This window comes from Streptomyces sp. NPDC004065 (assembly GCF_044903565.1).
In the GTDB taxonomy this organism is placed as follows: domain Bacteria; phylum Actinomycetota; class Actinomycetes; order Streptomycetales; family Streptomycetaceae; genus Streptomyces.
Window position 1 is genome coordinate 834,166 of record NZ_JBJDQT010000001.1, and the last position, 25,019, is coordinate 859,184.

The 25,019-nt window shown below is 72.6% G+C and carries 26 protein-coding genes and 1 rRNA gene; 7 read left to right on the forward strand and 20 right to left on the reverse strand.

The window, feature by feature from the left end; all coding sequences use genetic code 11:
• Positions 1-74 precede the first annotated feature (74 nt).
• The gene (locus tag ACI2LW_RS03780) at positions 75-800 is read right to left on the reverse strand and encodes a DUF5701 family protein (RefSeq protein WP_404729529.1); all 726 of its coding nucleotides are present in this window, start codon (positions 798-800) and stop codon (positions 75-77) included.
• Positions 801-1,226: 426 nt separating this feature from the next.
• On the opposite strand from ACI2LW_RS03780, the gene ACI2LW_RS03785 reads away from it, so the two are divergent.
• The gene (locus ACI2LW_RS03785) at positions 1,227-1,778 is read left to right on the forward strand and encodes a hypothetical protein (protein WP_404729451.1); all 552 of its coding nucleotides are present in this window, start codon (positions 1,227-1,229) and stop codon (positions 1,776-1,778) included.
• A complete protein-coding gene (locus ACI2LW_RS03790) occupies positions 1,778-2,461 on the forward strand; it encodes a hypothetical protein (RefSeq protein WP_404729452.1) in 684 nt (227 codons plus the stop codon). Before ACI2LW_RS03785 ends, ACI2LW_RS03790 begins: the two co-directional genes overlap by 1 nt.
• A 125-nt stretch (positions 2,462-2,586) precedes the next feature.
• Here ACI2LW_RS03790 and ACI2LW_RS03795 read toward each other — a convergent pair whose 3' ends face one another.
• The 4 genes from ACI2LW_RS03795 to ACI2LW_RS03810 all read right to left on the reverse strand — a co-directional run bounded on the left by ACI2LW_RS03795 (position 2,587) and on the right by ACI2LW_RS03810 (position 5,682).
• Entirely contained in the window at positions 2,587-3,279 is a 693-nt protein-coding gene (locus ACI2LW_RS03795; RefSeq protein ID WP_404729453.1) for a hypothetical protein, read from the reverse strand.
• Positions 3,279-3,788 (reverse strand): RNA polymerase sigma factor, encoded by a 510-nt coding sequence (locus ACI2LW_RS03800; RefSeq protein WP_404729454.1) that lies wholly within the window; start codon positions 3,786-3,788, stop codon positions 3,279-3,281. Before ACI2LW_RS03800 ends, ACI2LW_RS03795 begins: the two co-directional genes overlap by 1 nt.
• A gap of 82 nt (positions 3,789-3,870) precedes the next feature.
• Entirely contained in the window at positions 3,871-4,854 is a 984-nt protein-coding gene (locus ACI2LW_RS03805; RefSeq protein WP_404729455.1) for a helix-turn-helix domain-containing protein, read from the reverse strand.
• Positions 4,855-5,178: 324 nt separating this feature from the next.
• Complete coding sequence (locus tag ACI2LW_RS03810) at positions 5,179-5,682, reverse strand: ATP-binding protein (protein WP_404729456.1); 504 nt, start codon at positions 5,680-5,682, stop codon at positions 5,179-5,181.
• Between the two features lie 161 nt (positions 5,683-5,843).
• Here ACI2LW_RS03810 and ACI2LW_RS03815 point away from each other — a divergent pair, with 161 nt between their 5' ends.
• Both ACI2LW_RS03815 and ACI2LW_RS03820 read left to right on the forward strand, forming a co-directional pair.
• On the forward strand, positions 5,844-6,677 hold the full coding sequence (locus tag ACI2LW_RS03815) for a helix-turn-helix transcriptional regulator (protein WP_404729457.1): 834 nt from the start codon (positions 5,844-5,846) through the stop codon (positions 6,675-6,677).
• Positions 6,674-6,853, forward strand: a complete 180-nt coding sequence (locus ACI2LW_RS03820; RefSeq protein WP_404729458.1) for a DUF397 domain-containing protein — start codon at positions 6,674-6,676, stop codon at positions 6,851-6,853. The genes ACI2LW_RS03815 and ACI2LW_RS03820 overlap by 4 nt, the downstream gene beginning before the upstream one ends.
• An 80-nt stretch (positions 6,854-6,933) precedes the next feature.
• Here the strand turns inward: ACI2LW_RS03820 and ACI2LW_RS03825 are convergent, their stop codons facing one another.
• From ACI2LW_RS03825 to ACI2LW_RS03845, 5 genes are all read right to left on the reverse strand, one after another.
• On the reverse strand, positions 6,934-8,634 hold the full coding sequence (locus tag ACI2LW_RS03825; RefSeq protein ID WP_404729459.1) for a uroporphyrinogen-III synthase: 1,701 nt from the start codon (positions 8,632-8,634) through the stop codon (positions 6,934-6,936).
• Positions 8,631-9,626 carry a hydroxymethylbilane synthase gene (gene hemC / locus ACI2LW_RS03830; protein WP_404729460.1) on the reverse strand — a complete coding sequence of 332 codons (996 nt, stop codon included), beginning with the start codon at positions 9,624-9,626 and terminating at the stop codon, positions 8,631-8,633. Before hemC ends, ACI2LW_RS03825 begins: the two co-directional genes overlap by 4 nt.
• Positions 9,623-11,377 carry a glutamyl-tRNA reductase gene (locus tag ACI2LW_RS03835; protein ID WP_404729461.1) on the reverse strand — a complete coding sequence of 585 codons (1,755 nt, stop codon included), beginning with the start codon at positions 11,375-11,377 and terminating at the stop codon, positions 9,623-9,625. Before ACI2LW_RS03835 ends, hemC begins: the two co-directional genes overlap by 4 nt.
• Complete coding sequence (locus ACI2LW_RS03840; RefSeq protein ID WP_404729462.1) at positions 11,374-12,141, reverse strand: redox-sensing transcriptional repressor Rex; 768 nt, start codon at positions 12,139-12,141, stop codon at positions 11,374-11,376. Before ACI2LW_RS03840 ends, ACI2LW_RS03835 begins: the two co-directional genes overlap by 4 nt.
• Before the next feature lie 440 nt (positions 12,142-12,581).
• A complete protein-coding gene (locus ACI2LW_RS03845) occupies positions 12,582-12,866 on the reverse strand; it encodes a glutaredoxin family protein (protein WP_404729463.1) in 285 nt (94 codons plus the stop codon).
• Between the two features lie 184 nt (positions 12,867-13,050).
• Here ACI2LW_RS03845 and ACI2LW_RS03850 point away from each other — a divergent pair, with 184 nt between their 5' ends.
• The 3 genes from ACI2LW_RS03850 to ACI2LW_RS03860 all read left to right on the forward strand — a co-directional run bounded on the left by ACI2LW_RS03850 (position 13,051) and on the right by ACI2LW_RS03860 (position 16,729).
• On the forward strand, positions 13,051-13,983 hold the full coding sequence (locus ACI2LW_RS03850; RefSeq protein ID WP_404729464.1) for an HAD family hydrolase: 933 nt from the start codon (positions 13,051-13,053) through the stop codon (positions 13,981-13,983).
• Between the two features lie 454 nt (positions 13,984-14,437).
• Positions 14,438-15,259 (forward strand): ECF subfamily RNA polymerase sigma factor, BldN family, encoded by an 822-nt coding sequence (locus tag ACI2LW_RS03855; RefSeq protein WP_404729465.1) that lies wholly within the window; start codon positions 14,438-14,440, stop codon positions 15,257-15,259.
• 234 nt (positions 15,260-15,493) lie between these two features.
• Positions 15,494-16,729: a DUF5667 domain-containing protein gene (locus ACI2LW_RS03860; protein WP_404729466.1), complete on the forward strand. Its 1,236-nt coding sequence runs from the start codon at positions 15,494-15,496 to the stop codon at positions 16,727-16,729.
• 123 nt (positions 16,730-16,852) lie between these two features.
• Here ACI2LW_RS03860 and ACI2LW_RS03865 read toward each other — a convergent pair whose 3' ends face one another.
• The 10 genes from ACI2LW_RS03865 to rrf all read right to left on the reverse strand — a co-directional run.
• Entirely contained in the window at positions 16,853-17,932 is a 1,080-nt protein-coding gene (locus ACI2LW_RS03865; RefSeq protein ID WP_404729467.1) for a lysophospholipid acyltransferase family protein, read from the reverse strand.
• A gap of 14 nt (positions 17,933-17,946) precedes the next feature.
• Complete coding sequence (locus tag ACI2LW_RS03870; protein ID WP_404729468.1) at positions 17,947-19,008, reverse strand: NAD-dependent epimerase/dehydratase family protein; 1,062 nt, start codon at positions 19,006-19,008, stop codon at positions 17,947-17,949.
• A gap of 328 nt (positions 19,009-19,336) precedes the next feature.
• Positions 19,337-19,435 (reverse strand): 30S ribosomal protein bS22, encoded by a 99-nt coding sequence (locus tag ACI2LW_RS03875; protein WP_003948845.1) that lies wholly within the window; start codon positions 19,433-19,435, stop codon positions 19,337-19,339.
• Positions 19,436-19,547: 112 nt separating this feature from the next.
• A complete protein-coding gene (locus ACI2LW_RS03880; RefSeq protein WP_159045100.1) occupies positions 19,548-19,760 on the reverse strand; it encodes a helix-turn-helix domain-containing protein in 213 nt (70 codons plus the stop codon).
• A gap of 129 nt (positions 19,761-19,889) precedes the next feature.
• Positions 19,890-20,705, reverse strand: coding sequence for a phosphatase (locus ACI2LW_RS03885; RefSeq protein WP_404729469.1), 816 nt, complete (start codon positions 20,703-20,705; stop codon positions 19,890-19,892).
• Positions 20,706-20,877: 172 nt separating this feature from the next.
• Positions 20,878-22,050 (reverse strand): acetoin utilization protein AcuC, encoded by a 1,173-nt coding sequence (locus ACI2LW_RS03890; protein WP_404729470.1) that lies wholly within the window; start codon positions 22,048-22,050, stop codon positions 20,878-20,880.
• The gene (locus ACI2LW_RS03895) at positions 22,001-23,227 is read right to left on the reverse strand and encodes an MFS transporter (protein WP_404729471.1); all 1,227 of its coding nucleotides are present in this window, start codon (positions 23,225-23,227) and stop codon (positions 22,001-22,003) included. The genes ACI2LW_RS03890 and ACI2LW_RS03895 overlap by 50 nt, the downstream gene beginning before the upstream one ends.
• A gap of 74 nt (positions 23,228-23,301) precedes the next feature.
• Positions 23,302-24,069, reverse strand: coding sequence for a VC0807 family protein (locus ACI2LW_RS03900; protein ID WP_404729472.1), 768 nt, complete (start codon positions 24,067-24,069; stop codon positions 23,302-23,304).
• A 127-nt stretch (positions 24,070-24,196) separates the two neighbouring features.
• Positions 24,197-24,853, reverse strand: a complete 657-nt coding sequence (locus ACI2LW_RS03905) for an HAD family hydrolase (RefSeq protein WP_404729473.1) — start codon at positions 24,851-24,853, stop codon at positions 24,197-24,199.
• A 71-nt stretch (positions 24,854-24,924) separates the two neighbouring features.
• Positions 24,925-25,019 (reverse strand): 5S ribosomal RNA (gene rrf, locus ACI2LW_RS03910); the annotation flags it as partial.

Genomic DNA, 25,019 nt, shown 5'->3' on the forward strand with positions numbered 1-25,019 from the left:
CGCCCGCCGCCGCCGTGCCTTTACCGACGCCGAGTCGGCCCCGGGGCGGGGGTGCACGGGTTCGCGGGGTGCGGTCACGGGGTGCCGGCCCGGCGGTCCGTCGCGGAGGCGAAGCCGAGCCAGGTGTGCCGGTTGCCCGCCCAGCACCAGCCCACCTTGGGCGCGTCGCGGCGCTCGCGGCCGTCCCGTCCGGTGCCGTTGCTGATCCAGATGGCCGGGGTGCGGGCGTCCAGGGCGCCGTTGGCCTTGCGCAGCCGGGACCCGATGGTCATGAAGCAGTGGTTGCGCTCCAGCACCCGGGGCTGCTGCAGCACCCAGTGCAGGCCCTCGGTGAGCAGCAGCGGTGTGCGGGCCTCGGCGGTGAGGGCGGGCAGCGCCTCGTCCGGGCTCCAGTTGGCCATCCGGTCGCCGCGGTCCAGGCCGGTGAGGAGGTAGAGCGGGGCGTCGGGCAGCGCGACCGTGCCGAGCGGAGCGAACCGGTCGACGTCGGTCATGTCGGTGACGACGAACCCCGGCTTGCCCTCCCGGCGCAGCAGTGGCGCGAGGGCGGAGGCGGGGACCCGGTCCGGGTGCACGGCGAGCAGGACGTCCCCGCCCGCACCGGCCCCGGAGTCTTCCGCGGCCGGTGCGGCCCCCACGGCCCCCGCGAAGTCCCGCAGCTCGGCGGCGGACAGCCCGGCGAGCTCGTGCACCCCCAGCTCGATCAGCCGCGCGGCCTGCGCGCCCAGGGCCGGCAGCAAGGGCAGCGGGGTCGTCGGGCTCGTGGGGCTCGTGGGGCTCGTCAAATCGGCCTGCGTGATGTCGGACAACTGGGCCTCCAAGAGCGCTGATTGAGAGAGACCCGGAGTCAACGAGGCGATACACCCTGGATGTTCCCGACACACCGACGAGTTTCAGCCTCAACACATAAGAACATACGAGCGATTGAGCCGCGCGGCTGTCATCGACCCCAAGGAGGATCGCTTTGCTCCTGCTTGGGACCGATGCCCGGGCCGGCGCCGTCTGCGAGGCTTGGTCGTGATCACAGGCAGGCATCGCGGTGCGTGCGGGGCATCGACCGAACACCCCGGCGCAGACGAGCGAGGCAGCCGGTCGACGGGGGAACACAAAGGGGGAAACCAGTACATTTTCGGGCGCGTTGAGGACTGTCCGCGTCCGTTTTCCTTCGAATCCTTCCCTGAGGCTGCATCGGCCCTGCCGCATGCTCGATTCACGGAGGAGCAATCTTGCATCGAAGAGTTGCGCGTGTGTCGCTCACCCTCGCCTCGTGCGGTGCGGTGGCACTGGCGGGCACGCTGGCCGGAACGGCACCCGCCTACGCGACGTACTACAGCGGGGGCATGCCCAAGCGGTCGTTCAGTGTGAAGACCGTCGGCGTCAACAGCGAGTGGGTCAAGTACTTCGACACCGGCCGCAAGAACTGGAACAGCGCCGGCGTCGGCGCCAACATCCAGCGGAAGTCGAGCGCCAAGCCCAGCTTCACGGCCGGCAACTACAGCGCCAGCTGGTACGGCCTGTACTCGCCGTCCGGCACCCGGGCGAAGCGGTCGTTCCAGATCAAGGTCAACGCCACCACGCTGTGGCGGGACACCAAGTCCATACCCAAGTACGACAAGTGGGTGCGCAGCACCACCACGCACGAGCTCGGGCACAGCCTGAGCCTGCTCGACAACCCGAACACGAGCAAGGCCTCGCTGATGAAGCACAGCCGCGACCGCTCGAAGATCCAGAAGCCGCAGCCGTACGACAAGTCCGAGGTAAAGAGGATCTACAAGTGATGATGGCGAGACGGCACATGCTCATCACCGCGACGGCGGTGGCGGCCGCGTTCGCCGCCGCCGGCTGCTCCGCGGACGCCGGTACGGGCGCCGCGAAGGGGGCGGGATCCGCGAAGGCCGCGGAGACCGTGACCTACTCCGCGGACTACCCCGACTACGCCTCGCTCGACGAGGTCATCAAGAAGTCCGACGTCGTCGTCGAGGGCACCGTGCTCGGCAGCCGGGTGGAGAGGATGCTGCCCGACGCGCCCGCCGGCGACAACCCCGCCACCAACCCGCAGGCCGGCCTGACGCCCGCCGAGAAGAAGCAGGCCAAGGAGGCGGACGAGGAGAATCCCGTCGTCGTCACCGTCTCCCGGGTGAAGGTCACCCGGGCGCTCGCCGGGCACGTGGCCGCCGGTGACGTCATCGAGGTCAGCCAGCTCGGCGGGACCTACAAGGGCGTCAAGTACCAGGACTCGGGCACGACCCTGCTCGCCAAGGGCGGCCCGAAGTACGTCCTGATGCTGGCCGCCCACGGCCGCGGCAAGCCGTACGACCTGGTCAACCCGGTCCAGGCGCTGTACGGGGTGAAGCAGGACGGCAAGGTCGAGGCCGTGTCGGCCTCGGGCTTCGACGGCGCGGGCAGGATCGGGCAGCTGGCCGACCGCGCCCAGCGGCTCACGAAGAACCGCGCGCGCTAGAAGAACCGCACGCGCCGATCTGCGGCCGGCCGCGCACCGCACTCCGCCGGTGCGCGGCCGGCACCGCACTCAATCCGCCGGTGCGCCACGGCCCGAACCGTGGCGCACCGGCGCCCTTCCGTCTCTCACCGCCCCGGCGCCGCCGCCAGCCCCAGCGCCTCACGCACCGCCGGGCTCAGGCCCACGTGGTTGTCCTTCCCGGCGACCGCGGCGCCGCCCCGGACCTCGTACCAGCCCTGGGTGGTGTTCACCAGCACGTAGCGCCCGCCGGGGCCGCGGTCGAGCAGCAGCACGTACTCGTGCCCGGCGGTGAACCGGGTGGTCTCCGGCCCGGAGCCGGGTGTCGTGTAGGCCACCTCGATCGACTCGCCCGAGGGCGCGCCCTTGGCGGTCGCCACCACCTTCGCGCTGGCCACCGTCGTGTCCACCCCCTCGAGCGACACCTGGCGTCCGGAGCCGATCCGCGCCCGGACGATCACGTTCGCCGCTCCTTCCAGCGCGGCGGTCCGGCCGTAGTACGGCTCGTCGGCCATGGCGTTCCCGCCCGGACCGGTGCCGGGACCGCCGGCCTGGTGGCTGCCGGGCCCGCCCGAGTCGTGCAGGGCGAGCAGGCTCACGCCGCCGACGGCGAGGGCGGCCGCGCAGGCGACGGCGGCCACCAGCAGCCCGCGCCGGGGGGCCCTGCGCGGGGCGGCGGCGGGCACGGCGCTCTCGGACCCGACCAGCGCGGCGAGTTCACCGGCGGCGCGCGCCGACAGGCCCTCGTGCGTCGCCTCCGGCACCGGATTGGCGTTCCTGACCAGACTTTTGACACGCATCACACTGACTCCTGAGGCAGATGGTAGGCGGCGCGGAAGGCCTTGCGGGCCCGGTGCAGCCGGACCCACACCGCGGAGGCGCTGCATCCGAGGACGTCACCGGCTTCGGCGGCGCTGAGCCCGTCCCAGTAGCTCAGCAGCAGCACCTCGCGGTGCGCGGGCGCAAGCCGGTCGAGGGCGTCGAGCACGGCGTTGTCCTGCTCCGACGCCGGGGCGCGGCCCAGCGCGTCGGCGACGGTGCGGTGCACCTCCGTCAGCCGCGCCATGGCCCGGTAGTGGTTGCCGAGCAGATTGCGCGCGGTCACGAAGAGCCAGCCGGTCCCGACGTCCTGACCGTCCGTCATCCGCTCCCACGCGGTGCGGAAGACCTCGGCGGCCAGCTCCTCCGCCGCTCCTCGGTCACCCAGCCTCCGGTGCACGTAGGCGCACACCCGCGGTTGCTCACGGACATACAGATCCGTGAACCGCGCGGCACGTTCACGGTCGCTCCGGGTCTTCAAGGTCTCCACACCCCTTATATGTCGGGAGTCCCCCGCATCCTTACGGACCGCTCGAAGAACTTCCGAACTTCCCGGGGGACGTACGCCCGTCTCAGGCGGCGCACACACCCCGGTCCGCACCGTCCGCACCGTCCGCGCCCTCCGGACAGGCGGCCCGGCAGTCGCGGCAGCGTCCCGGCCGCGGGGCGCGGAAGGCGCGGTCGCAGCCGTCGCAGTTCTGGAGCGGATCCCGGCGTCCGGGACCGGCCGGGTCCATCGCCGCGGCCGGTGGAGGCTTCGGGATCTCGGGAAGCGGCGGAGGCATCAGGGTGCGCAGCCGGTAGGCGATGACGCCGGCCGGATGTCTCATGTCCGTGGGCAGCCCGGTCACCAGCATGTGCCGCACGACGACGGCGGAGACACCCCTGCGCAGCCACTCGACGACCCCGGGAGCCAGGACGTTCACGTCCCGCAGCGACAGCACGAGCCGGTCGTCACCGCGCCGCAGCCCGGCGAGCAGCGCCACGGCCCGGCCGTACTGGGGGTCGCGGGGGCCGTGTTGCTCCGGTGGGGCGGGAGCGGGCGTGGGCGCGGGCCTGGGCGTGGGCGGAGGAGTGGCCGCGGCCTCGGGCGCGGGCGGAGACGGAGGCGGAGGCGGAGGCGGAGGCAACGGTGCGGGCACCGCCCGACAGCCGCCGTCCTGATCGTCTTGATCCTCCTGCTCATCCCCCTGGGGGGATTCCGGCACGACACGCGGCCCCGACACGGCATGAGGAGCACGGGTACGGGCGCGTCCCGCGACGCGGACAGGTGCCGGGGAAGCCGCCGCACTCCGCGCGGCCGCCGGGGTGTGATGGGCGTACGTCCGCGTGACCAGACGACCCGACTCCGTGTGCTCACGCACCCGCTCCAGATAGCCGTGGGCCTCCAACTCCCGCAACGCGGAGGCGATCCGCTCCCGCCCCTCGGGGAAGCGCTCGGCGAGGCTGCGGATGTCGACGGGGGTCCCCTCGGGCACCGACAGGATGTGGGTGGCCAGTCCGATGGCGGTCAGCGACAGCTCGCGGTGCTGGGCGAGGTGATTGCCGACGACCACGTACTGACCGGACTGGTACGTGCGTACGTGGACGACCCCGGAGGGGGTGGCGGATCCCCGAACACCGTGAATCGGACGCGGCGCAGCGTTAGGCTTCTTCTCAGCCAAGGGAAGAACCTGCTCTTCTTCGTTGGTCAGGCCCTCGCACCGGGATGGCAGTCCCAGCGGGGGCCGACGTATGTACGGGCTTGCGGAGGCGGTGACTCGCCTCGGGCCGAGACTGCACGTCCGAACCGCATATGCGCCAGTCACACCGGCCTGTTTCACCCACCCGAGTGACCTACGCCCGGTTTGGTTGGTTTGGTTGGTAATTTCCCTGGGTTCTTAAAGTCTTTTACCGCCCGAAGCCCCGGGTCCCGTATGACCGGACGACGCCTTTCCGGGCTCCGGTGCGAAGTGCGTCGGCCGTCCGGCCGGGTCCAGTTCCGCCCACACCGTCTTGCACGGCGCCGGCCCGGTGCGGACGCCCCAGCGGTCCGCCAACTCCTCGACCAGCAGCAGGCCGTAGCCGGACTCGGCCGGCCCGGTGGCGTCCGCCTTCGGGGTCGGCAGGACGTCACCGCGCGTGTCGGTGACCTCGATCCGCAGCACACCCCCGGCCGTCACCGCGAGAGCGAGCCGGTAGCTCCGGCCGGGAACCCTGCCGTGCAGCACGGCGTTCGCCGTCAACTCGGCGACGATCAGCCGCGCCGGGTCCGGCGGCAGCCCCCAGGAGCGCAGTTGCTCGGTCGCCAGCAACCGGCCGAGGCGGGCGCCGCGCCGGGTCGCGGAGAGAGGGACGCAGAACCGGCGCACCGGAACATGGAGGGTGGAGATGTGCTCGTTCACATCACTCAGCGTGTTCAGTCCTGTTTAGCCTGTGAAGCAGGGCGGCCCGTGCGACCAACGGCTGTCCGTGAGGTGTCCGGATTCTGTCCGGGCTGCCCGGGGTGACTCGCCAGGGCGGCCGGAGTTGGTCCGGGGAAGGGTGCGGCGGGAGGACGACGCTCATGAGCGGGTGGGAAGCGGGGCTGGACGACGAAGAGGCCGGGGCCGTCATGCGTACGGTCGTACGGCAACTGAAACTGTGGCGGGAGTCGGCCGGCCTCACCCAGGCGGAGTTCGGGGCGGCCATCGGGTACGGGGAGGAGCTCGTCTCCTCGGTGGAGCGGGGACGGCGGATTCCCCGGCCGGAATATCTGGACGCCGCGGACGAGGTGTTGGGGGCGGGCGGGAAGATCGCGGCCCTCAAGCAGGACGTGGCGGAGGTCCGGTACCCGAAGAAAGTGCGGGACCTGAAGAAGCTGGAAGCGGAGGCCGTGGAACTGGGGGCCTACAACAACTCCGTCATCCACGGGTTGTTGCAGACCGAGAAGTACGCACGGGCAGTCCTCAGCGCCCGCCGTCCGCCCTTCCCCACCGACCAGTTGGAGCAGCAGGTCGCGGCCCGCGTAGCACGGCAGGAAATCCTCAACGACGCGACAGCCCAGGCCGTCTTCAGTTTTGTCCAGTGTGAGTCGACGCTTCGTCGGCCCATCGGAGGCAAGATGGTGATGCGTGAGCAACTCGAAAGGCTGCTGGAAGTCTCCACGTGCCACAACGTCGACCTGCAAGTACTGCCTCTGAGCCGCGAGGAGAACTCGGGGCTCGACGGCTCGTTCAGGTTGCTCCGGCTCGGAGATGGCACCACGGTCGGTCACGTTGAGGTGGCGCACATCAGCCGCGTGATCGCGGAGCCGAAAGAGGTGCAACTCCTCGACATCCAGTATGGAATCATCCGGGCTCAGGCTCTCAGCCCGCGGGAGTCGACGGCCCTCATCGAGAAAGTGCTTGGAGAGACATGAAGCTGGAGTGGATAAAGAGCAGCTACAGCACGTCCAGCGGCCCCGACTGCGTCGAGGTGGCCACCCCGGACGAGAGTCACATCCTCGTCCGCGACTCCAAGAACCCCGACGGCCCTCGCCTCGCCCTCACCCCCGCCGCCTGGACGGCCTTCCTGCCGTACGCGGCCCGGCGCTGACGCCCGCTGACGGCGGGACGACGGCGGGGTGCCCCGGTTCCTGGGGCACCCCGCCGTCGTCGTCCCGCGTGTTCACGGCCTCACGTCGTGGACCGCCGCCTCCGTGCCCCCGGCCTCCGCTCGCTCGGGCGGGTGACCGGGTCGCCCGCCTCCAGGGCGGCGGCGCGGCGGCGCAGGCCGAACTCGGCCAGGGCCTCGGCCAGCTTGTGGACGGACGGCTCGGGGGCCATCACGTCGACGCGCAGGCCGTGTTCCTCCGCCGTCTTCGCCGTCGCCGGGCCGATGCAGGCGATCACCGTGACGTTGTGCGGCTTGCCCGCGATGCCCACCAGGTTCCGGACCGTCGACGACGAGGTGAACAGCACCGCGTCGAAGCCGCCGCCCTTGATCGCCTCGCGGGTCTCCGCCGGGGGCGGCGAGGCGCGTACGGTGCGGTAGGCCGTGACGTCGTCGACCTCCCAGCCCAGCTCGATCAGTCCCGCCACCAGGGTCTCGGTGGCGATGTCGGCGCGCGGCAGGAAGACGCGGTCGATCGGGTCGAAGACCGGGTCGTAGGGCGGCCAGTCCTCCAGCAGACCCGCCGCCGACTGCTCGCCGCTCGGCACCAGGTCCGGCTTCACGCCGAAGGCGATCAGGGCCTTGGCCGTCTGCTCGCCGACCGCCGCGACCTTGATGCCCGCGAAGGCGCGGGCGTCCAGCCCGTACTCCTCGAACTTCTCGCGCACCGCCTTCACCGCGTTGACCGAGGTGAACGCGATCCACTCGTAGCGGCCGGTGACCAGGCCCTTGACCGCGCGCTCCATCTGCTGGGGCGTGCGCGGCGGCTCGACCGCGATGGTCGGGACCTCGTGGGGCACGGCGCCGTAGGAGCGGAGCTGGTCCGAGAGCGAGGCCGCCTGCTCCTTGGTGCGCGGGACGAGGACCCGCCAGCCGAACAGCGGCTTGGACTCGAACCACGACAGCTGGTCGCGCCGCGCGGCGGCGCTGCGCTCGCCGACCACGGCTATCACTGGGCGGCCGCCCTCCGGGGAGGGCAGCACCTTGGCCTGCTTCAGCGTCTGCGCGATGGTGCCCAGGGTGGCGGTCCAGGTGCGCTGGCGCGTGGTCGTGCCGGCGACGGTGACCGTCATCGGGGTGTCGGGCTTGCGGCCCGCGGCGACCAGCTCGCCGGCCGCCGCGGCGACCGTCTCCAGCGTCGCCGAGACCACCACGGTGCCGTCGGAGGCGCCCACCTCCGTCCAGCAGCGGTCGGAGGCGGTACGGGCGTCCACGAACCGGACGTCCGCGCCCTCGGGGTCGCGCAGCGGCACACCGGCGTACGCGGGCACGCCGACGGCGGTCGCGACACCGGGGACGACCTCGAAGGGAACTCCGGCGGCGGCGCAGGCGAGCATTTCGTCCGCGGCGTACGTATCAAGTCCCGGGTCCCCGGACACCGCACGGACGACCCGCCTGCCGCCGCGCGCGGCCTCCATGACAAGATGTGAGGCATCCCGCACGGCGGGAACGCCCGCGGTCGCTGACGTGCCGTCGACGACCGTGAGCTGGGGCGTGCCCGTGAGCGGGTCCGGCGAGGGATCCGCGTCCGTGTGCACGACGGAGACGCCCTGCCGGGCGTGCGCGCGCACGACGTCGAGCACCTCGTGCTCGGCGACGAGGACGTCCGCGTTCGCCAGCGCCTCCACGGCGCGCAGTGTGAGAAGTCCCGGATCTCCGGGTCCGGCACCGAGGAAGGTGACGTGCCCGTGTTCGAGGCCGGCGGAAAGGGTGGTGGGGCTCAATGTGCTCGCTCCCCCATCAGACCGGCCGCGCCCTGGGCGAGCATCTCGGTGGCGAGTTCGCGACCGAGCGCCATCGCCTGCTCCTGCGTCCCGGGCACGGGACCGGTGGTGGACAGCTGCACCAGCGTGGTGCCGTCGGTGGTCCCGACGACGCCCCGCAGGCGCATTTCCTTGACAATCTGCCGGTCGGCCCGGGAGTCCCCCCGCTCGAGCGGATCCGAGAGTGGGGGAAGGTCGGCCAGCGCGCCCACGGGTGCGCTGCAGCCGGCCTCCAGGGCGGCGAGCAGTGACCGCTCGGCGGTCACGGCGGCCCGCGTGAGCGGGTCGTCGAGCCGGGCGAGCGCGGCGATCAGGTCCGCGTTGTCCGCGGCGCACTCGATCGCCAGTGCCCCCTGGCCGGGGGCGGGCAAAACCGTGTCGACCGACAGGAAGTCGGTCACCTCGTCGGCGCGGCCGAGGCGGTTGAGGCCGGCCGCGGCCAGCACCACCGCGTCCAGCTCGCCCTTGTGCACGAAGCCGACGCGGGTGTCGACGTTGCCCCGGACGGGGACCGTCTCGATGTCGAGGCCGTGCGTGCGGGCGTACGCGTTCAGCTGCGCCATGCGGCGCGGGGAGCCGGTGCCTATGCGGGCGCCGCGCGGCAGGTCGGTGAGCTTCAGCGCGTCCCGGGCGACGATCACGTCCCGCGGGTCCTCGCGCTCGGGTACGGCGGCCAGCACCAGCTCGTCGGGCTGCGCGGTGGGCAGGTCCTTGAGCGAGTGCACCGCGAAGTCGACCTCGCCGCGCGCCAGTGCCTCGCGCAGCGCGGCCACGAACACGCCGGTGCCGCCGATCTGCGCGAGGTGCTCGCGGGAGACGTCACCGTAGGTGGTGATCTCCACGAGCTCGACGGGCCGACCGGTCACCTGGCTCACGGCGTCCGCCACCTGCCCGGACTGGGCCATGGCGAGCTTGCTCCGCCTGGTCCCGAGCCTCAGTGCCTTCTCAGTCATTCCTGGCCCTCGGTTCTGGCGTTCTTCTCGGTGCTGTCCCCGGCCACGGAGACGGAGGCCACCGTCTCCGGGTCGAGGTCGAACAGGGTGCGCAGCGCGTCCGCGTACCCGGCCCCGCCGGGCTCGGCCGCGAGCTGCTTGACCCGTACGGTCGGCGCGTGCAGCAGCTTGTCCACCACGCGCCGCACGGTCTGGGTGATCTCCGCCCGGTGCTTGTCGTCCAGGCCGGGCAGCCGCCCCTCCAGGCGGGCGATCTCGCCGGCCACGACATCGGCGGCCATGGTGCGCAGGGCGACCACGGTCGGCGTGATGCGCGCCGCCCGCTGCGCCGCGCCGAAGGCCGCGACCTCGTCGGACACGATACGGCGGACCTGGTCGACGTCGGCGGCCATCGGGGCGTCGGCGGACGCCTCCGCGAGGGACTCGATGTCCACCAGGCGCACCCCGGCCAGCCGGTGCACGGCGGCGTCGACGTCGCGCGGCATGGCGAGGTCGAGGAGGTGGAGGACGGGCGCGGGCCGCGGGGGCACGGCGACCGGCTCGGGCCGGCGCCGCTCCGGGATCCGGCCGACGGTGGCGACCGTCGCGGCCAGCGCGGTGATCAGTTCGGCGTCGGCCTCGACGGCGCCGCGGGCGGACTCGCGGCGGTCGACCGTGCCGTTGTCGACCCAGGTGCCGTGCTGCTCCAGGGTGGCGGCGTCGATGCCGGCCACGGCGGACTCGCCCAGCAACGAGAAGCCGGGCTCGACGGCGGCCAGGTCGAGCGGGCAGCCCTCCTCGGCGCCGACGCCGGCGGGCGGCAGCGGGGTCTCCCGCGCCTCCGCCGCCCCGGCGATGCGGCCGCCGGTGTGCGCCGCGGCGGCGCCGGGCGCCGTCGTGTCCGCGGCCTCGGTGACGGCGGGGGCGCCGGTGCGGCTCTCGACCGCGGCGGCGATCGTCCCGGCGGTCAGCACGAGCCCGGTCGCGCCGGTGCAGGAGACGGCGATGTCGGCACGTGTCAGTTCGGCCGGGACCGCGTCCATCGGCACCGCGCGGGCCCGTACGCCGGTGTCGTCGCCCTCGGTGAGGACGCGGGCGAGGCGCTCGGCGCGCTCGGGGGTGCGGTTGGCGACGACGATCTCGGCGACCCCGGAGCGCGCCAGGGTCGCGGCGGCCAGCGAGGACATCGAGCCGGCGCCGATGACCAGGGCCCGCTTGCCGTGCGCCCAGGCCTGCACGTCGGCGCCGCGGGAGAGCTGCTCCAGGCCGAAGGTGACCAGGGACTGCCCGGCGCGGTCGATGCCGGTCTCGGAGTGGGCGCGCTTGCCGACCCGCAGCGACTGCTGGAACAGGTCGTTCAGCAGCCGCCCGGCGGTGTGCAGTTCCTGGGCCGTGGCCAGGGAGTCCTTGATCTGGCCGAGGATCTGCCCCTCGCCGACGACCATGGAGTCCAGTCCGCAGGCCACCGAGAACAGGTGGTGGACGGCCCGGTCCTCGTAGTGCACGTAGAGGTAGGGGGTGAGCTCCTCCAGGCCGACCCCGCTGTGCTGGGCGAGCAGCGTGGACAGCTCGGCGACGCCCGCGTGGAACTTGTCCACGTCGGCGTACAGCTCGATGCGGTTGCAGGTGGCCAGCACCGCGGCCTCGGCGGCCGGCTCCGCGGCGACCGTGTCCTGCAGCAGCTTGACCCGGTCGTCCGCGTTGAGGGACGCGCGCTCCAGCAGGCTCACGGGAGCGCTGCGGTGGCTCAGTCCGACGACGAGGAGACTCATGCCGGCATCACGGCGGGCACGTCCCCGTCGGGTCCCTGGTCCGCGGAGTCCTCGCGCCCGGCGGCAGCGGCGGCGGGCAGCGCGGCCTCGGCCACGGCCTCCTCGCCGGCCTTGCGCTGCTCGTGGAAGGCGAGGATCTGCAGCTCGATGGAGAGGTCGACCTTGCGCACGTCGACCCCGTCGGGGACGTTCAGCACGGTCGGCGCGAAGTTCAGGATGGAGGTGACGCCGGCGGCCACGAGCCGGTCGCAGACCTGCTGGGCGGCGCCCGCGGGGGTCGCGATCACGCCGATCGAGACGCCGTTGTCCTGGATGATCTTCTCCAGGTCGTCGGTGTGCTGGACCGGGATGCCGGCGACGGGCTTCCCGGCCAGCGCCGGGTCGGCGTCGATGAGGGCGGCGACGCGGAAACCGCGGGAGGCGAAGCCCCCGTAGTTGGCGAGCGCGGCGCCCAGGTTGCCGATACCGACGATGACAACCGGCCAGTCCTGGGTCAGCCCGAGTTCCCGCGAGATCTGGTACACGAGATACTCGACGTCGTACCCCACGCCCCTCGTTCCGTAGGAGCCGAGGTAGGAGAAGTCCTTGCGCAGCTTCGCGGAGTTGACCCCCGCCGCCGCGGCGAGCTCCTCGGAGGAGACCGTGGGCACCGAGCGCTCCGACAGCGCGGTCAGGGCCCGGAGGTACAGCGGAAGCCTGGCGACGGTGGCCTCGGGAATCCCTCGGCTGCGGGTCGCCGGTCGGTGAGTTCGGCCAGTTGCCACGGTGCTCCTGCGGGTAGAGCGGGGCTGCGGGCGGTCATATGTCCCCAGACCGCCCCGTCGACAGCAGGCTATGTCTTTGTGAACGCGTGCACAAAGATGGTGTCCGATTTGCCCGGCCAACGTGACCGGGGTCACGCGCCCCCGGCGCACGCCGGCGGAACCGGCGCACCCGCACCCGCGTTCCTTCCTTACTGGGGGCAAAACCGCACACTCTCCTCTACGATCCCCGCCCCCGAGACCTAGCCGCCGTCGATCCTAAGCCAATTTCCGGCAGTTTGGACTCGCCGGTCAGTCGGCGGGCGGTGCGTTCGCGGGCGGCCGGTCGGTCGGTGGGCGGGGACTCCGCTGGCGGCCGGTCGGCGGGCGGGGCTCCGCGGGCGGCCGGCCGGTCGCGAGGCGGCCGGTCGGCGGACGGGCATCCGCGCGCCGTCGGCCCGCGGTCAGCCGGTGAGCGCCCTGCGCAGCCGTTCCTCGTTGACCCGCCAAAAAGTGTGCTGCTCACCGTCGATCAGCACGACCGGGATCTGCTCCCAGTACCGGTCGTACAGCTCCCGGTCCTCGGTGATGTCCTTCCGCTCCCAGGGGACACCGAGGTCGGCGCACACCTTCTCCACGACGAGCTGCGCGTCGTCGCACAGGTGGCAGCCGGGCTTGCGGACCAGAGTGACGAGCCGGTCGCCCGGCTCGGGGGACTTGCGGCGGAGGATGGGACTCATGCCGGCCATTCTCGCCCCGCCGCGCCCGGGCGGAACCCCGGCCGCACGATCCGGTCCGCCCGGCCGCACCAGCCGCCGTCCGCACGCCGGCGCGCCGCACGCACCGCTTCTTTAACGACACGGTCGCGCAGAGTTCACGGTGTTCGAACCTCTCAGCTCCGGAACCACCGAACAGACTGGCTATGCTCACGCCATGGCCGCTCTCGGATGGCTCACCCCCCGTAGGCGCTCCGCCACGGCGCGGAGCGTGTTGGCAGGCGAGGCCTCGGCGGAGGCAGCGCGCAAGTCCTCGCAGGAGAACGCGGAGGCCCTCGCGCCGTCCGCCGAGGAGGAGGCGGAGTTCCCCGTGCACGGGGACGAGCGGGCCGCCGCCTTCTTCGACCTGGACAACACCGTGATGCAGGGCGCCGCGCTGTTCCACTTCGGACGGGGCCTGTACAAGCGGAAGTTCTTCCAGACGCGCGACCTCGCCCGCTTCGCCTGGCAGCAGGCGTGGTTCCGGCTCGCCGGGGTCGAGGACCCCGAGCACATGCAGGAGGCCCGCGACTCGGCGCTGTCCATCGTGCAGGGCCACCGCGTCGCCGAACTGCAGTCGATCGGCGAGGAGATCTACGACGAGTACATGGCCGAGCGGATCTGGCCGGGCACCCGCGCGCTCGCCCAGGCGCACCTGGACGCCGGCCAGAAGGTGTGGCTGGTCACGGCGGCGCCGGTGGAGATCGCCCAGGTCATCGCCCGGCGCCTGGGACTGACCGGCGCGCTCGGCACGGTGGCGGAGTCCGTCGACGGCGTCTACACCGGCCGGCTGGTCGGCGAACCGCTGCACGGCCCGGCGAAGGCCGAGGCGGTGCGCGCCCTCGCGGCGGCCGAGGGCCTGGACCTGAGCCGCTGCGCCGCCTACAGCGACTCCCACAACGACATCCCCATGCTGTCGCTGGTCGGCCACCCCTACGCCATCAACCCCGACGCCAAGCTGCGCCGCCACGCCCGGGAGATGGACTGGCGGCTGCGCGACTACCGCACGGGCCGCAAGGCGGCGAAGGTGGGCATCCCCGCGGCGGCGGGCGTCGGCGCGGTGGCCGGCGGCACGGCGGCGGCGATCGCGCTGCACCGGCGGCGCCGGTAACGCCGACAGCGCCGGTGGCACCGACGGCGCCGCCCGTCCGTACCGCTGTCCGCCCCTTCGGCCCTACGGCCCCTCCCGGCGCACACGTCACTCCCTGCCACTCCCCCGAGCGGCGCACGGGGCCGCGGCGCGCGCCCGGACACGGATTCGCGGCCGGAAAACCGAACGTACCCACGCCCCGCGCCGACCACTCCTGTTGGCGGTACACCGCCACAACCCGCCCCCGATCCATACCGACAACGAGCCGAATCGATCGCCAGTCGGTCACTCTCGGACACCTGAAAGGGCGTCAATCGGTTACGGAACCGACGTAATCGATGATTTGAGCAACTCGGTGTAGCAGCGCCTGTACGAAGCGTTATTCTCCTCAGACGCAAACCGGTACCCCTTCGTCGCTACGACGGGTGAACGGTTCCGCACTGCACGTGATGGAAGCTCTGCCTCTGGGAGTCCCGTGTACCCACACGTCGGGGTTGACGCCTCGGGCCTGGCTACGCTCCGCGCAACGGTCCTGGACCTGCTGCGCGAACTCGTCCCCACCGCGTACGCCGGCCCCGCCTTCGCCACCGCCCCCGCAGGCCCGTGCTACGCGCTGGCCGAGGGCATGCAGCAGGGGCCCGCACGCAGCGCCGTCGTCGAGGGACGGCGGTCGGGGGACGGACGGGCGGCGGGCCGGCGCGCGCGGCCGGCCGCCGGCACGGCCGTGCGCCGGCCGGCCGCGGACAGCGACAGCGCCCGGATGATGGAGCTCGTCGAGCGCGCCCAGGCCGGCGAGGCCGACGCCTTCGGCCGTCTCTACGACCAGTACAGCGACACCGTCTACCGGTACATCTACTACCGGGTCGGCGGCCGGGCGACCGCCGAGGACCTCACCAGTGAGACCTTTCTGCGCGCCCTGCGCCGCATCGGCACCTTCACCTGGCAGGGCCGGGACTTCGGCGCCTGGCTGGTCACCATCGCCCGCAACCTGGTCGCCGACCACTTCAAGTCCAGCCGCTTCCGCCTCGAGGTCACCACCGGCGAGATGCTCGACGCCAACGAGGTCGAGCGCTCCCCCGAGGACTCCGTCCTCGAGCACCTGTCGAACGCCGCACTGCTCGAGGCCGTACGGCGGCTCAACCCCCAGCAGCAGGAGTGCGTGACGCTCCGCTTCCTCCAGGGCCTCTCCGTGGCGGAGACCGCCCGCGTCATGGGCAAGAACGAGGGCGCCATCAAGACCCTCCAGTACCGGGCCGTGCGCACTCTCGCCCGGCTCCTCCCGGACGACGCCCGCTGAGCCGGACACGCTCGGCGACGTCCAACTCACTTTCCGTTGAGGCGTGTTGACTTCTCCATTCGGTGCTCGGCCATCCGTAACCCAAGTGCCGAGCCGCTCGTTGTGCGGGATACAGGCTCCCTGTGGTCACGCCCTGGCCAATCCTGATCACTCGTCCGTGTGGACGTGGCCGGAGACGTGCAACCCCCGAGACCCCCGGGGAGTCGACCGTCATGACGAGAGGAGGTGCCGCCAGTGATCGCGAACGTATCGGCGCACCGGCGGGCGAACGCCTTCGCCCAGGCCCTGGAGGAACGGTCCGGCCAGGGCACGGCGGCGCAGCAGCCCGAAGGACCCATGCCGGCCCCGGCCGCGGCGGAACGGACCGAGCAGGGCCGGCTGCTGGCCCTCGCCACCGGTCTCGGCGCGCTGCCCCGGCCGGAGCTCGACCCCGAGGTCAAGGTGGTCCAGCGGGCCCGGCTGGTGGCCGCGATGGAGGCCATGCTGAAGGAGGGCGCCGCCGACGGCGAGGCGGACCGTGCCGTACCCGGGCAGCGCGGTCACCGGGCACACGGCGCCCACCGCGCGAGCGGCCTGGGGAAACTGCGGCCGCGCACCCGGCTGACCAAGGGTCTGGCCGCCGGCGGACTCGGCGTGGGCGTGGCGGCGAGCGCCTTCGGCGGCGTGGCCGCGGCCAGCTCCGACGCCCTCCCCGGTGACTCCCTCTACGGCCTGAAGCGCGGCATCGAGGACTTCAAGCTCAACTATCTGACCGACGGCGCCGACGAGCAGGGGCAGGCCTATCTCGACCTGGCCTCGACCCGGCTGAGCGAGGCCCGCCGGCTGATGGAACGCTCCCGCGGCGGCCACCTCGACCACGAGTCGCTCGGCGAGATCCGCCGCACCCTCGACGGCATGCGGCGCGACGCGACCGAGGGCCACCGCCTGCTGCACCAGGCCTACGAGCGCGACCCCGGGTCCCTGGGCCCCATGCAGGCCCTGTCCGCCTTCTCGCGGTCCCACCGCCAGGCCTGGGGCGCCCTGCGGGACCGGCTGCCCGTGCAGCTGGGCGACGTCAGTGACCAGGTGACGTCGGTGTTCGACGCCATAGACCAGGAGGTCGCCCCGCTCCAGTCGCTGCTCCCCGAGCCCACGACCCCCGGTGGCGACACCGGACGCCGCGGCGCCGGCCCCACCTCCACCGCCTCCTCCGGCCCGGGCCACGCCGCCCGGCCCGGCAAGAGCAGTGGCGCGCCCTCCGACGGCCACCGGTCCGGCAGCGGCGGCCCGAGCAGGCCGGCCGGCTCCGGCAGTGAGAGCGAGGGCCTGATCGGCGGCTCCACGGGCGGCCTGCTCGACCCGCCGAAGTCCAGCGGCGGCGCGTCCCCGTCCGCCAGCAAGTCGCCCTCGGGCGGCACCGACGTCACCATCCCGCCCCTCCTGCCCGGACTGCTGCCGGGCCTCGGCATCGAGGGCGAGGACGCCAAGTAGGGCGGGGCACCACCGCGCCACGTCCGAGGGGCGCCTCCCGTCGCCGGGAAGCGCCCCTCGAGCGTGAGCGGGCCCCGAAGAACGGCCTGCGCGAGCGGGCCCCGAAGAACGCCGGCCGACGGCCTAGAAGAACACCGACCTGCGCTGCACCAGCAGCTTGTAGAGCGTGTGCTGGATCTGTTCGCGGACCTGGTCGGTCAGGTTGAACATCAGCATCGGGTCCTCGGCCGCCTCCGGCGGATAGCCGTCCGTGCGGATCGGCTCGCCGAACTGGATCGTCCACTTCGTCGGCAGCGGGATCGCACCCAGCGGGCCCAGCCATGGGAAGGTCGGCGTCAGCGGGAAGTACGGGAAGCCCAGCAGCCGGGCGAGCGTCTTGGCGTTGCCGATCATCGGGTAGATCTCCTCGGCCCCGACGATCGAGCAGGGGATGATCGGCGCGCCCTGGCGCAGCGCCGTGGACACGAAGCCGCCGCGGCCGAAGCGCTGGAGCTTGTAGCGCTCGCCGAAAGGTTTCCCGATGCCCTTGAAGCCCTCCGGCATCACCCCCACCAGCTCGCCCTGCGCCAGCAGCCGCTCGGCGTCCTCCGCGCACGCCAGGGTGTGCCCGAGCTTGCGGGCCAGCTCGTTGACCACCGGCAGCACGAACACCAGATCGGCCGCGAGAAGCCGCAGATGGCGCCCGGCCGGATGGTGGTCGTGCACGGCGACCTGCATCATCAGCCCGTCCAGCGGCAGCGTGCCCGAGTGGTTGGCCACGAGCAGGGCACCGCCCTCCTTCGGGATGTTCTCGACGCCCTTCACATCCACCCGGAAGTACTTCTCGTACACCGGGCGCAGCAGGGACATCAGCACCTGGTCGGTGAGCTCGGCGTCGTAGCCGAAGTCGTCGACCTCGTAGTCGCCCGTCAGGCGGCGGCGCAGGAACGACAGGCCGGAGGCGATGCGCCGCTCCAGGCCGCCGTCGTCCGGCCGCCGTGTCTCGCGCGGCGGCCGGGGCCGCTGCTCCTGCTCGGCGCCCTCACCGGTCACGGGGACATCATCGCCCGCGCCCGCCCTGGTGGGCAGGGCCTGGACCTCGCGGACCACCGCGGGATCGCCCCCGGAGCGCCTGCTGCCCGCGCTGCGGCGCCGCGACGGCCGCTGTGCGGCACCCCCGCGGGACCGGTCGTCGTCGAACGGAATGACCTTGGCGTCCGCCATCGTTGCTGCGCTCCTCAGTTGGCGCTCTGCTTCGGGAGGTGGCCGGCGACCCGCTGGGACAGGGCGGCCATCCGGTCGACGGCCCCGGCGAGGGCCTCCGGCGGCAGCAGTCCGGGGCCGCGGCTGCGGACGAAGTCCGCGAAGGTCTCCGCGGTCGTGTACTTGGGGGTGAAGCCCAGCGTCTCGCGCATCTGGTCGGTGGCCACGACCCGGCCGTGGGTGAGCAGTCGGATCTGCTCGGGTGAGAAGTCCGTCATACCCAGGGTACGCACCAGGGAGCCCGCCCAGGTGACCGCCGGCAGCAGCAGCGGCACCGTGGGGCGGCCGAGCCGGCGGGAGCACTGCGACAGCAGCAGCACGCCGTCCCCGGCGATGTTGAACGTGCCGCTGTTGAGGGTGCCGCGCCGGGCCTCGTGGGCGGCGATGCGCAGCACCTCGATCACGTCGTCCTCGTGCACGAACTGCAGCCGCGGGTCGTAGCCGAACACGGTCGGCAGGACCGGCAGCGAGAAGTACGAGGCGAGCGGGGTGTCCGCCGACGGGCCGAGGATGTTGGCGAACCGCAGCACGCACACGGCCACGTCCGGCCGCCGCCGCGCGAAGCCCCGCACATAGCCCTCGACCTCGACGGTGTCCTTCGCGAACCCGCCGCTGGGCAGGGACTTGGCCGGGGTGGTCTCGGTGAACACGGCCGGGTCCCGGGGCGCGGAGCCGTAGACGTTGGTGCTGGACTTCACCACCAGCCGTCTGACGTTCGGCGACTTCTGGCAGGCGCCGAGCAGCTGCATGGTGCCGATGACGTTGGTCTCCTTGACCGTGGCCCGGCTGCCGCTGCCCAGCGGGGTGCCGGTGACGTCCATGTGCACCACGGTGTCCGCGGAGGTCTCGGCGAGCACCCGGGCGATGGTGGGGTGCCGGATGTCCGCCTGGACGAAGTCCGCGCCGCCCAGATGGTGCTCGGGCGGGACCGCGTCCACCGCGACGACCCGGTCCACCTGCGGGTCACGCTGGATGCGCCGTACGAACCGGCCCGCGAGCTGGCGGGCCACTCCGGTCACGAGCACGACCTGTCCCACGATCAGCGCCTTCCTTCCCGCACCTGGCTGTCCCCCACCCGGTCTCCCGCCGCGTTCCCCCGTACGGCCAACCTATCGGTTCGATGTTGCGCTGTGATGACCGCTCGCTGCGCGACGTGACGGAAACGCGTCACCGCCGCCGGCCCCCGGGTCGGGCGTCGACCGGTCGTCGACCGGTCGCCTCCCCGCGTCCGTCACCGCCGCCGTCCTCCGCCTGCGTGAGCGCCGCGCACCCGGCCCGGACACACGCGTGGCCCCCCACCGCAGGGGGTGGGGGGCCACGCACACGCTTCCGCGTTGTCGCGCTACCGCGTAGCGGCCGGCGTCACTACTTCTTGTTGCGACGCTGGACGCGGGTGCGCTTGAGCAGCTTGCGGTGCTTCTTCTTGGCCATCCGCTTGCGCCGCTTCTTGATAACAGAGCCCACGACTACCCTCGCTCACTTCTCATCACTCGGTGTTTGGGCGCCATGGGCCCACACGACCTACGAGGGGCCAGCCTACCCGCCCGAGCGCTGAGGTCTGTAATCGAGGTCGCCGTCAGACGGTTTCCACCCCCACATAGCTCTCGCGGAGGTACTCGTGGACCGCTTGCTCCGGGACGCGGAAGGACCGCCCCACCCGGATCGCGGGCAGATGACCACTGTGCACCAGACGGTACACGGTCATCTTCGACACTCGCATCACCGAGGCGACTTCCGCCACGGTAAGGAACTGAACCTCGTTCAGAGGCCTCTCGCCAGCTGCAGCCATGACACACCTGAACCTTCCGCACTCGACGGCCACCGGCTTCCCCTTCCGGTGACTCTTCGTCGCTGCGTGCTCACTCCCCAGACTAGGGGCGGGTGATGCGAGTGGGGAAGAGGTGCACCCATCAGCGGCCTACTGTGACAGACACGCTCGATTGAGTACGTAGCGGGTGAGCGGGCGGTAGTAAGCGGCCCGGACGGCGTCATCAAGTGGAACGACGACCGACACGCGCCCCTCCGCCTGCCCGACGAACGGCGCGGGGTCGTCGGAGTCGGCCAGACCGATGGCCTCGAACCCCAGCTGACCTGCACCGCAGACCCAGCCGTGGTCGCCGATCACCAGCTCGGGCAGCGGCCCGCCGGCGTCGGCGGCGGCGTCGAGCGCCAGCCGAACCGGCAGCGGTGAATGCGTGTGTGCGCCCGGCTCACAACCGGGGCGTTCGGCGCCGGGCGGCCTCACCAGCGCGACGCCCCGTACGTAGTCGAGGTTGTACGTGCGTAGACCGAACCGGGTCGTTATGTCGACACAGCGACCCTGCGCGGGGGTGAGGACGGTACATCCCGCCGACGACAGGGCGTCCGCCAAGGAGGCGTAGAAGCCGAGCAGTCGGTGCGGGTGGCCGGTGCCGAGCAGCACGGGTCCACCGCACCGGGCGACCGCGCCCAGCCGCTCCGCGAACGCGTCCAGCGCCTCCAGCGTCAGCGCCGGATCGATCACATCATTGCCGGAAGTGTGCCGTGGATCGGCCGAAACCCCACACCTGTCCGCCATCAACGCGAGCAGATCACGCTGCTCCCACGCCCCGTCGGGGTCGATCCCGATCAGCACCCGGGGATCCCGGGCCGCGAACAGCCGGTAACGGCGCAGGCTGGCCTCCCGCGTGGTGGCCACGACCCCGGCCAGCCCGGTGGCCAGAAGATGACGGCGCAACGCCGCGGTGCTCCCCACCCGTCCGATGCTGGCGCACCCGGCGCCGCCGGGCCCCGGGAACCGGGCAACACCGCACGGTCGGCCTAACGGCCGGCCGCCCCACCTGCCTGACGGACGGCCCGGCGGACGGCCCGGCGGTCGGCCCGACGGACGGTCCGGCGGACGGTCCGGCGGCAGCCGGCGGCCGCGGTCACGGCAGCAGCCCGCGCAGCGGGAACACCGCCCGGCGGGTGGCCCGGATCGCCTGGTCCAGCCGGTCCGCCGGGTCGTACCCGTCCTCCCACGCCGCCCAGGACACCGGCCACCGCCCGTCGGTCATCCGCATCGGCCCCAACTGCCGGGTCCGTGCGTAGACTTCCTGCCGCCAGCTCTCCGGGATCACCGTCTCCGGGTCCACCGGCCGCCCGACCGCGATCCCCACCAGGTGCGTCCACGACCGCGGCACGACCTCCACCACCGCGTATCCGCCCCCGCCGAGCGCGACCCACCGCCCGTCGGCGTACTCGTGTGCCAGGTCGTGGCAGGCGACCTGCACGGCCCGCTGCGCGTCCAGCGACACCGCCAGGTGCGCCAGCGGGTCCTCGAAGTGGGTGTCGGCCCCGTGCTGGGTGACCAGCACCTGCGGCCGGAAGTCGGCGATCAGCTCCGGCACCACCGCGTGGAACGCCCGCAGCCAGCCCGCGTCCCCGGTCCCGGCCGGCAGCGCCAGGTTCACCGCCGAGCCCTCCGCGGACCGGGCCCCCGTCTCCTCCGGCCACCCGGTCTGCGGGAACAGCGTCCGGGGATGCTCGTGCAGCGAGATCGTCAGCACCCGCGGGTCCTCCCAGAACGCCGCCTGCACGCCGTCCCCGTGGTGCACGTCCACATCGACGTACGCCACCCGCTCGGCGCCCAGCTCGAGCAGCCGTGCGATCGCCAGCGCCGGGTCGTTGTAGACGCAGAAGCCCGACGCGCTGCCCGGCATGGCGTGGTGCAGCCCGCCCGCGAAATTCACCGCGTGCAGCGCCTCCCCGCGCCACACCGCCTCCGCAGCCCCCACCGACTGCCCCGCGATCAGCGCGGACACCTCGTGCATCCCGGCGAAGGCGGGGTCGTCCAGCGTCCCGAGCCCGTACGCGGTGTCCGCGGCGCCCGGGTCGGCCGAGGCGGCCCGCACGGCCTCGATGTAGTCCTCCCGGTGGACCAGGCGCAGCGTCGACTCCCCGGCCGGCCTGGCCGCCACCAGGGGCGCCTGACGGTCCAGCCCCAGAGCGCCCACCAGTTTCCGGGTCAGGGCGAGGCGGACGGGGTCCATCGGATGGTCCCGCCCGAAGTCATAGCCCGTTACTGCCTCGTCCCACATCAGCTGTGCGCGGCCGCTCATGACCGCCACCGTATCGGTCCGGTTCGGGCACGAACGACCTGGCGTACACCGACGTCACCAGCACCAGCGCCATCGGCACCAGCATCGCCCCGCGATAGCTCCAGGCGTCGCCGAGGGCGCCCACGAGCGGCGAGCCGACCAGAAAACCCACGTAGTTGAAGATGTTCAGCCGGGCGACCGCCGCGTCCGACGCGCCCGGGAACAGCCGTCCCGCCGCCGCGAACGTCTGCGGCACCAGCACGCACAGCCCCAGCCCCAGCAGGGTGAACCCGAGCATCCCCACCCAGGCCCCCGGCGCCGCGGCCACCACCGCGAACCCCAGTCCCGCCGTCAGCGCGCCCAGCCGCACCACCGCCGCGGCCCCGGACCGCCGCACCCCCCGGTCCCCGATGGCCCGCCCCAGCAGCGTGGTCACCATGTACACGTTGTACGGCACGGTGGCGAGCTGCTCGGAGCTTCCCAGCGTGTCCTGGAGGTACTTGGCGCTCCAGTTGGAGACGGTCGAGTCCCCGATGTAGGCGAAGGTCATCACCAGGCACAGCGGCAGCAGCGTCCGGAAGACCAGCGTGCCGCCGGGGACGCCTCCGCCCGCGCCGCTCTCCTCCGGTACGGCGGCCGGGTCGCCGTCGACGTACCACCGGCTGCCGGCCAGCGCCAGCGGCAACAGCACGAGGACCACCGGCAGATACGACACCCACAGCGCCAGGTGCCAGTGCGCCCCCGCCCAGGCCAGCGAGGCGCCCAGGATGCCGCCCAGGCTGTAGGCGGCGTGGAAGCCGAGCATGATGCTGCGGCCGTAGGCCCGCTGGAGGCTCACCCCGAGCATGTTCATCGACGCGTCCAGCGCCCCCACCGACAGCCCGAACACGGCGAGCGCGGCGGCGAGTACGGCCATCCGGTCCCCGGCGCCGACGCCCAGCAGCGCCAGCAGGACGACCGGCTGCGACCAGCGCAGCAGCCGGCTGGGGCGGACCCGCTTGACCAGCTGCTCGGTCGTCACGCTGCCGGCGCCGGCCAGGATCGGCACGGCCGCCAGGAAGACCGGCAACAGCGTGTCCGAGACGCCGTACCGGTCCTGGACGGCGGGGATGCGCGTCACGAGGAGGGCGAAGGCGACGCCCTGGGCGAAGAAGCCGAACGCCAACGAGGCCCTGCCGCGCCGCAGCACATCTGTCATGGCGGCGAGCGTAGGGCCCCGGGCTACTTGTGGGTAGATCCGGCCAAAGATGAATTCGGCTCAGCTTTGCCGGGTCACTCGGCGGCGGCCGTCGCCAACTCCCCGGCGGGGACGGGGGCGTGCACCCGGGTGTACCGGGAGGCGCCGACGGGGGCGGAAGCGCCGGCGGGGGCGGAGGAGGGGGCCGGGGCGTCGTGGCCGGCGGCCTTCGTCTCGGCGATGACCATGTGCACCATCGGCCCGGCGGCCAGGGCCCCGCTCACGAAGAAGCCGAGCAGCATGGCCACCACCATGATCACCGTGCCCAGCCACACCATGGTGTCCACCGGCAGCGTGTACGCGCCGACGACCCGCACCAGGCACTCCCCGAGCAGCACCGCTCCCCACACCAGCGAGAACAGCCTCTCCGCCCGGCGGAAGCGCGCGGAGCCGGCCGACAGCCGCTGCCAGGCGGCCTCACGCGCGGCATCGCCCTTGACGACCCAGGGCTTCATGGCAGCCGTCATCATCGGCCGGCCCAGGGCCACCGACACCAGGACGCCGATGCCGATGGCGCTGCTGACCCCGCTGTCCTTGGCGAGCATCATCCGGGGGTCGCCGGAGACCAGGCTGAGCAGCAGCCCGACCACGTTGACGAAGAGGATGAGCGCGGCGAGCGCGTTCACCTTGCGCTCGCGCAGCGCGCCCCAGCAGGTGCGCAGGGCGGGCACCACGCTGCTCCAGCCCAGGGCCGCCAGCGTGCTCGTCCCGAACCCGTTCTTGAGGAGGTAGTACCCGCCGACCGGGACGGCAACGTCCACCAGCAGGGGGGCGAGGTTCGCGCGCTTCGTGTTCGTCGTCATGCGTTCAGCTTCGCGGACCGGGGGTGGCGGCAGTAGAAACGATCGTCCGGAGCTCCGCATGACAAATGTCAGTGCCGCCGGGTCGCCCGCGTCATACGGCCGGTCGTGGAGCCGATCACACGCCCGGTCATACGGCGGGCCGGACCAGCAGGCCGGTCAGCTCCTCCATGCGGGAGAAGAGCCGGGTGGCCTGTCCGAGGCGGGCGGCGGGGGTCATGGCGGTGAACCCGTACACGTCCATCCCGGCGGCCACGGCGGCCCGCACGCCGAGCGGGGAGTCCTCGACGACGACGCACCGGTCGGGCGCGACGCCCATCCGGTCCGCGGCGTGGAGGAAGAGGTCCGGTGCCGGCTTGCCCCGCCCGACGTCCTCGGAGCTGAAGACGCGGCTGTCGTCGAACCAGCGGTCCAGCCCGGTGGTCCGGTGCCCGACCCGGATCCGCTCGTGGCTCCCCGAGGAGGCGACGCAGTACGGCGTCCCGTCCGCGGTGAGCTTCTCCAGCACCTCGACGACGCCGGCCACCGGCTTCAACTCCCGCTCGAACGCGGCGAACACGCGGGCGTGGAAGACGTCGTCGAAGTCGTCGGGCAGCCGCCTGCCCGTGCGCTCCAGCACCAGGTCGTGGACCCGGTGCATCGCCGACCCCATGTAGTCGCGGATGGAGTCCTCGTACGTGGTGGGGTGCCCCAGCTCGGTCAGGTAGGCGGCGAGGAGCCCGTTGGAGAGGGGCTCGCTGTCGACGAGGACGCCGTCGTTGTCGAAGATGACGAGGTCGTAGCGCATGTGTACGAGCTTAGACGCGGGCACAACGCAGAAAACCCCGCACCGTGAGGTGCGGGGTTTTCCCAAGAATTGTTCGGCGGTGTCCTACTCTCCCACAGGGTCCCCCCTGCAGTACCATCGGCGCTGTGAGGCTTAGCTTCCGGGTTCGGAATGTAACCGGGCGTTT